Genomic DNA, 7,194 nt, shown 5'->3' with positions numbered 1-7,194 from the left:
GCTACGGCTGCCGCCATGACGATGGCGGCAGCGGTGTGGGTCCAGCCGTGCAGCGGTAGCAGGTACAGACCGATCGCCACGGCTTGTAACAGGGTCTTGAGCTTGCCGCCGCGGCTGGCCGGGATCACCCCGTGCCGAATCACCCAGAACCGCAGCAGGGTCACCAGCACCTCGCGGGTCAGCACGATGACGGTGACCACCCACGGCAGATTCCCCAACGAGGAAAGGGAAACCAGCGCCGCGGCGGAGAGCGCCTTGTCCGCGATCGGGTCGGCGATCTTGCCGAAGTCGGTGACCAGCCCGCGGGCCCGGGCCACCCGCCCGTCGATGGTGTCGGTGGTCGCGGCGACCGCGAACACGCCCCAGGCCGCCCAGCGCCAGCCGTCATCGTGCCCCCCGTCGGTGAACAGCACGGCCAGGAAAACCGGCACCAGCAGCAGGCGCAGCAGAGTGAGCGCGTTGGCCAAGTTGACCGCACCGACCGTGCCGATCGGGTCGGCGAGATGGTCCGGCACGCCGGGTTCGACGATGGCGTCGGGGTTGTGCGGAATCAGCCCGCCGTCGCCGAACCGCGGCGCACCCGCGGCCCGCGCCCCCGGAGGAGTCCGAGGAGTCCGGTCCGCCGCCGGGTCGATCGCACCCGCGCTCATCCGAGCACCGCGATCAAGTCCACACCGCAGTTGCCGACGACCTTGGCCGGGACGATCTGACCCAGCGTCGGTTCCGGTCCGATCAGCACCACGCCACCGTCCACCTCGGGGGCCTGGTGCGCCGCGCGGCCCTCCGCGCAGGCCGGACCGAACAGCTCGGCGCCGGGATATTCGCCGGGGTCGACGGCCTCCACCAGCACCTCGACCACGTCGCCCACCCGGTCCGCGGCCCGGGCCTCGGTGAGCTCCTCGACCAGATCGGTAATCCGGGCCACTCGGTCCCTGATCTCCTCGGGGTCAAGCTTGCCGTCGAAGCCGACCGCCTCGGTGCCGTCCTCGTCGGAGTAGCCGAACACCCCGACGGTGTCCAACCGCGCGGCGGTCAGGAAACGCTCCAACTCCTGGAGGTCGGACCCGGTCTCACCGGGGAACCCGACGATCACGTTGGTGCGGATGCCGGCCAGCGGCGCGCGGGAGCGGATCTGCTCGATCAACCCCAGGAATCGGTCGGTGTCCCCGAACCGGCGCATGCGGCGCAGCACTTCGGGGGCGGAATGCTGGAAGGACAGGTCGAAGTACGGCACCACCCGGTCGGTGCCGGTGAGCACCTCGACCAGCGACGGGCGCATCTCGGCCGGCTGCAAGTAGTTCACCCGCACCCGCTCGATGCCGTCGATGCCGGCCAGCCGGGGCAGCAACAGCTCCAGCAACCGCAGCTCGCCGAGGTCCTTGCCGTAGGAGGTGGAGTTCTCCGAGACCAACACCAGCTCGCGCACCCCGTCGGCGGCCAACCACGCGGCCTCCTCCAGCAGCTCGGCCGGGGGCCGGGACAGGAACGCGCCACGGAACGACGGGATCGCGCAGAAGCTGCACCGCCGGTCACACCCGGACGCCAGCTTCAGCGGCGCCACCGGCCCGGACTCCAGCCGCCGCCGCAACGGCCGCGGCCCACTCCCCGGCCCCGTCCATGCCGCCAACATGCCCCTTGCGTCCGAAGAACAGTGTCCGGGAGCCCCCACTTCTTCGGACGCAAGCGGGGTGGCGGTGTGATGGCCGGGGGTGGAGATGGCGGCCGCCGCGGCGGGGCGTTCGACGGGGGTCAGCGGCAGCAGGGTGCGGCGGTCGCGCGGGGTGTGCGGGACGTGCGGGGTGCCGGCCAACGCGTCGTGCAGCCGGGCGGAGATGTCGCCGTAGTCGTCGAAGCCGAGCACCCGGGCCTCCGGCAGCGCCTCGGCGAGCTCGGCCCCGTAGCGCTCGGCCAGACAGCCCACCGCGACCACCGCCCGCCCGGCGGCACCGTCGGTGAGGTCCGCGGCGGCCAGCAGCGCGTCGATGCTGTCCTTCTTGGCCGCCTCCACGAACCCGCAGGTGTTCACCACGATCACGTCGGCGTCGTCCGTTTCGGCGGCCAGCGACCAGCCGGACGCGGACAGCCGACCGGCCAGTTCCTCCGAGTCGACCTCGTTGCGGGCGCAGCCCATGGTGACCAGGGCCACGGTGGGCACCGGGGCCTCCGGCGCCGCGATCCGAACGTGCTTGGTGGCGCGACGGCGTGACGCGGTGTCGGCCGGACGCGGCCGACGTGTGCGGGGGGTCACGTCCTGCAGCCTACGCGGCCCTCAGCCCAGGACGAGCGCCAGCAACAGCGCGACCGGGTAGATCGCCGCCACCCCGAGCAGGCCGAGCAGGACCCTCGTCCAGTTGACGCCGGGGCGCAGCCGGCCCGGTCCGCGCCAGGTGATCGGCGGCGGGACGGTGGGCGCAGCGTCCGGCCGGGCGTCGTAGGCCGCGACCAAGGGCGCCGCGTCCACCCCGACCGCACGGGCGATGGCACCCAGCCGTCCGTGCGCCAGCACGCTGGCGTCCACCACGCCGGAGAAGTCGCCGGATTCGAACTCAACCAGCCGGCCAACCCGGATCCGGGTGATCTCGGCGAGCTCGAGCTGGGTCAACCCGGCTTCCCGCCGGGCGTCGCGCAGCCGGGCGCCCAGGCTCGGTTGGGCCGGGACTGCCGCGGTCGGCGGCGGGGCGGGCCGTTTAGTCACCGCGCAACCCCGCGATGACGTCGTGCACCTCATCCGCCGGGATCAGCACGTCGCGGGCCTTGGCGCCCTCGCTGGGACCGACGATTCCCCGACTTTCCATCAGATCCATCAGCCTGCCCGCCTTGGCGAACCCGACGCGCAACTTGCGCTGCAACATCGAGGTGGACCCGAACTGGGTGGTGATGACCAGCTCAGCGGCCTGGCAGAGCAGGTCCAGGTCGTCGCCGACGTCCCCGTCGATCTCCTTGGCCGCCGCGACCGGCGCGGTGACGTCATCGCGATAGGTGGCCGCCAACTGCTTCTTGCAGTGCTTGACGACCGCGGCGATCTCCTTCTCCGGGACGAACGCGCCCTGGATGCGGATCGGCTTGGAAGCGCCCATCGGCAGGAACAACCCGTCGCCCTGACCGACCAGCTTCTCCGCGCCGACCTGGTCAAGGATGACCCGGCTGTCCGTGGCGGAGGACGTGGCGAACGCCAGTCGCCCGGGCACATTGGCCTTGATCAGCCCGGTGACCACGTCCACCGAGGGCCGTTGGGTGGCCAGCACCAAGTGGATGCCTGCCGCGCGGGCGAGCTGCGTGATGCGCTGAATGTGACCCTCCACATCGCGCGGGGCCACCATCATCAGGTCCGCCAACTCATCGACGATCACCAGCAGGTAGGGATACGGGGTGTAGACCCGCTCGCTGCCCAACGGCGGGGTGAGCCGGCCCTCGCGCACCGCGGCGTTGAAGTCGTCGATGTGCCGAAAGCCCGAGTGCTCCAGGTCGTCGTAGCGCAGGTCCATCTCCCGGGCCACCCAGCCCAGCGCGTCCGCGGCCTTCTTCGGGTTGGTGATCACCGGAGTGATCAGGTGCGGGATGCCCTCGTAGCCGGTCAGCTCGACCCGCTTGGGGTCGATCAGGATCATGCGCACCTCTTCCGGGGTGGACCGCATGAGGATCGAGACGATCAACGAGTTGATGCAGCTGGACTTACCGGCGCCGGTGGCCCCGGCCACCAGGATGTGCGGCATCTTCGCCAGGTTGGCGCAGACCATGCCGCCCTCGACGTCCTTGCCCAGCGCAACCACCATCGGGTGCTGGTCGCGCAGGGCGGCCTCGGAGCGCAGCACGTCGCCGAGGGTGACCATCTCCCGGTCGGCGTTCGGGATCTCCACGCCGATCGCGGACTTGCCGGGGATCGGCGACAGGATGCGCACGTCCGCGCTGGCCACCGCGTAGGCGATGTTCTTGCTGAGGTTGGTGACCTTCTCCACCTTCACCCCGGGGCCGACCTCGACCTCGTAGCGGGTGACGGTTGGGCCGCGGGTGAAGCCGGTGACGGTGGCGTCGAGTTCGAACTGTTCGAGCACGTTGGACAGCGCCGCGACCACCTGGTCGTTGGCCGCGCTTCGGGTTTTGTGCGGAGAGCCCGCGGAGAGCACCGCGGGGGTGGGCAGCGTGTACTCGACGTCGTTGTCCAACGCGATGGGCTCCAGCCGCGGCGCGGGCACGTCCTTCGCGGTCGGGGCGGGGACCTCGAACTCGTCGGCGGCGGTGGCCGGACCGGGCTGCTCCGGCAGCAGGGCCTGCTTTTCGGGACGCAGGAAATCGGGGACGTCCACGTCGTCCTTGGACGGCCGCGGCGAGCGCCGGGATCGCGGCGCCGGGACCATCGGGGTGTCGAACGGGATCTGCCCGTCGCTGGCGGCTGCGACATCCTTGCGACGGCGCCGGCGCGGGCTCTCCTCGACGGCCTCCTCGGTCTGCGCCGGGTGCTCCCCCGGCGGCCCGATCAGCGGGGTGGCCAGCGTCCGCAGCCGCTGCGGGATGCTGCGCACCGGGGTCGCGGTGGTGACCAGCAGACCGAAGGTGGCCAGCAGGCCCAGCAGTACGAAGGCCACCGCGTTCGCGGTGACCGTGGCCAATGGGTGCGCGGCCAAATACCCCACCATGCCGCCGGCGTGGCGCATCCGGGTGGCTCCGGTATCGGGCGACGGCACGCCGTGCCAAACCTGCACCATGCCGCACAGCCCGACGGTCAGGCTGCTGATGCCGACGGTCAGCCGGCCGCCCTCGGAACCGTCCCCGACGTTGCGCAACACGTGCACGCCGAGCACCACCAAGGCGATCGGCATCACCAAGCCGGGCGCGCCGAAGCTGCCCGCCACCACCGCCCGGACGCCTTGGCCTACCGGTCCGTGCAGCCCCCACCACTCCCCCGCTGCGATGACCACCGCAAGGCCGAGCAGGGACAACCCCAGGCCGTCCCGGCGGTGTTCCGCGTCCAGTTCACGGGCCGTGCGTCCGATGCTGCGCACCAACTTGCCGACCGCGAACGCCAGCGCCAAGTACACGCCCTCGATGGCCACCCAAACCCCGAGGATCAGCCCGGAGATCGGGTTGACCTTCAGCGTCGAAACGGCAAGCCGGCGGGCATACGTCTTCTGGTTGCCGGGCGGGTTCAGGACGCTGCCGAGTCTCCCGTGCGCCTTGTCCGGGCGCTTCTTGGACTTGGTCGCAGTGCCACCACGAGACGCACGAGATGCCATGGGCGCAAACTAGCCCAATCGCCACATACACCCCAGCTGCCACGCCGCCCCCGCCAGTCACACCGCCGTGAGCAGCGCCTCGCGCTCGGTGAAGAACTCCTCGGCAGAGAGGATGCCTGCCGCGTAGAGGGCGCCCAGCGTCCGGATCTGATCGGCCACGTTCGCGCCGCGGACCTGGGAGGGCAGCGCGGCGATGGAGGTCACGTTGGCGGGCGCGGCACCGAGCACCAGGCCGGTGAGCAGGTCGGCGACGGCGGCGGCATCGGCATGCGAGACGCGGAACTCAACCGGCGCCGGAACGGCGTTCACGCTGATCGCCGTGAACGTCGAGCAGGCAGCCCACACGGTCACACTGCTCACAGCGGCGATCGGCACCCGTTGGGTGATCACCTCGGCGTGCGGCGGGTGGGCCATCAGCCAGGAGGCCTCGGCACGCAGACCCGGCCGGGACGCTCGGACAATCCGCTGCTCCCATTCCAACCGGTCGGCGTGCACGTACACCTCGGCCTGCTCGCCGTCGACAACGCTGAAAAAGGTCCGGATCGGCTGTGCCATCGTGCTCGTGCCCCCCATGAATCGATCCACCACAGTCGATTCAAAATGCCGGCGAACAACCCGGCCGAACAGCGCCGATAGCGTGACGCGCGCGACCTTTCGACATCAAAGCAATCCGAGTTCGGCGGCCCTCGCACCTCCGTACCGATCCGAAATTCGGTACGGAACCCTCAGCCCGCCTCCGCGTGAGCGATGTCCAGGTCGCGGGCAGCGGCAGCCAACCGCCGATCACGCGACCACAGCCGAGCGCCCGGCGTGATCAAAGTGGCCGCGAGCAGTTGGGCATCGACATATCCGAGACCCCGTCCGTGCAAGGAATGACGCTCGATCAGGTTCACCACTTCATCGGCTGTGGCGACCGTTGCCTGCGGCAACCAGCCCAACAGGCCCAACACCTGCCAACGATCCGAGATAGACCCCAGCGCCACCTCCGCGCGCACATACGGATGACCGAGCACCAGGGCCGGGTCGAGTAGGGCCACAAGTTCGGGGTTCGTCTGGCGCAGATGGTCGATCCAAATCGACGTGTCGACCAGTACCCGGCTCACGCCGAGCGACGCCGCGGACCGGAGGTCGCGTCGGGATCAGAACCGCCCAGGGCGGCCAACCGGCGCGCGCTCTCGCGTCCGATCAGCGCACGCAACGCCTCCCGGACCAACGCGGTGCGCTCGGTGATCCCGCTCAGTCGCTCGGCCTCGGCCAGCAGGTCGTCGTCCAATGCAATGGTCGTCCGCATGCCGACGACTGTAACACGAATATAGACATCAGCTGATGCTCAAATTCGTGCGGGACTCAGACCGCGACGACCACCGGCACGATCATCGGGCGCCGCCGGTAGGTCTCGTTGACCCACTTGCCGACCACTCGGCGCACGATCTGCTGCAGCGTGTACTCGTCGGCCACACCCTCGACCGCCGCGTTCTGCAGCGCCTCCACCACCCGGGGCAGCACGGCCTGCAGCGCCGCGTCGTCGATGCCGGAGCCACGCGCGGACACCTCGGGCCCGCCGGTGATCTTTCCGGTATTGGCGTCGACCACCACGAACACCGAGACGAAGCCCTCCTCGCCAAGGATCCGACGGTCCTTCAGCGAGGCCTCGGTGACGTCCCCGACGGACAGGCCGTCCACGTACACGTAGCCGCACGGCACGGAACCGACCACCCCGGCCACGCCGTCGACGAGGTCGACAACCACCCCGTCCTCGGCCATCACGATGCGCGCGGCGGGCACTCCGGTGAGCATGGCCAATTCGGCGTTGGCCCGCAGGTGCCGGGGCTCGCCGTGCACGGGCATCACGTGCCGCGGCTTGACCAGGTTGTAGCAGTAGACGAGCTCGCCCGCCGAGGCGTGCCCGGACACGTGCACCATTGCGTTGGACTTGTGCACCACGTGGGCACCGAGCCGGGTC

General features: G+C 70.5%; 8 protein-coding genes. All 8 read right to left on the bottom strand.

Going from position 1 to position 7,194, the window contains the following annotated elements:
- The coding region (pgsA, locus tag VGJ14_17550; GenBank protein ID HEY2834234.1) for a CDP-diacylglycerol--glycerol-3-phosphate 3-phosphatidyltransferase at window positions 1-650 on the bottom strand (650 nt) is incomplete at its 3' end.
- Window positions 647-2,248 carry a radical SAM protein gene (locus VGJ14_17545; protein ID HEY2834233.1) on the bottom strand — a complete coding sequence of 534 codons (1,602 nt, stop codon included), beginning with the start codon at window positions 2,246-2,248 and terminating at the stop codon, window positions 647-649. The genes pgsA and VGJ14_17545, both read right to left, overlap by 4 nt.
- 21 nt (window positions 2,249-2,269) lie before the next feature.
- Window positions 2,270-2,695, bottom strand: coding sequence for a helix-turn-helix domain-containing protein (locus VGJ14_17540; protein ID HEY2834232.1), 426 nt, complete (start codon window positions 2,693-2,695; stop codon window positions 2,270-2,272).
- Window positions 2,688-5,231: a DNA translocase FtsK gene (locus VGJ14_17535; GenBank protein ID HEY2834231.1), complete on the bottom strand. Its 2,544-nt coding sequence runs from the start codon at window positions 5,229-5,231 to the stop codon at window positions 2,688-2,690. Before VGJ14_17535 ends, VGJ14_17540 begins: the two co-directional genes overlap by 8 nt.
- A gap of 57 nt (window positions 5,232-5,288) precedes the next feature.
- Window positions 5,289-5,804: an SHOCT domain-containing protein gene (locus VGJ14_17530; protein ID HEY2834230.1), complete on the bottom strand. Its 516-nt coding sequence runs from the start codon at window positions 5,802-5,804 to the stop codon at window positions 5,289-5,291.
- Window positions 5,805-5,956: 152 nt separating this feature from the next.
- Complete coding sequence (locus tag VGJ14_17525; GenBank protein HEY2834229.1) at window positions 5,957-6,334, bottom strand: hypothetical protein; 378 nt, start codon at window positions 6,332-6,334, stop codon at window positions 5,957-5,959.
- Window positions 6,331-6,522, bottom strand: a complete 192-nt coding sequence (locus VGJ14_17520; protein HEY2834228.1) for a type II toxin-antitoxin system VapB family antitoxin — start codon at window positions 6,520-6,522, stop codon at window positions 6,331-6,333. Before VGJ14_17520 ends, VGJ14_17525 begins: the two co-directional genes overlap by 4 nt.
- A 56-nt stretch (window positions 6,523-6,578) precedes the next feature.
- Window positions 6,579-7,194 (bottom strand): ribonuclease J (locus VGJ14_17515; GenBank protein HEY2834227.1); only part of this gene is annotated, 616 nt, incomplete at its 5' end.

The organism is Sporichthyaceae bacterium, from assembly GCA_036493475.1.
In the GTDB taxonomy this organism is placed as follows: Bacteria; Actinomycetota; Actinomycetes; order Sporichthyales; family Sporichthyaceae; genus DASQPJ01.
This window is presented reverse-complemented; position numbering and strand designations above follow the sequence as displayed.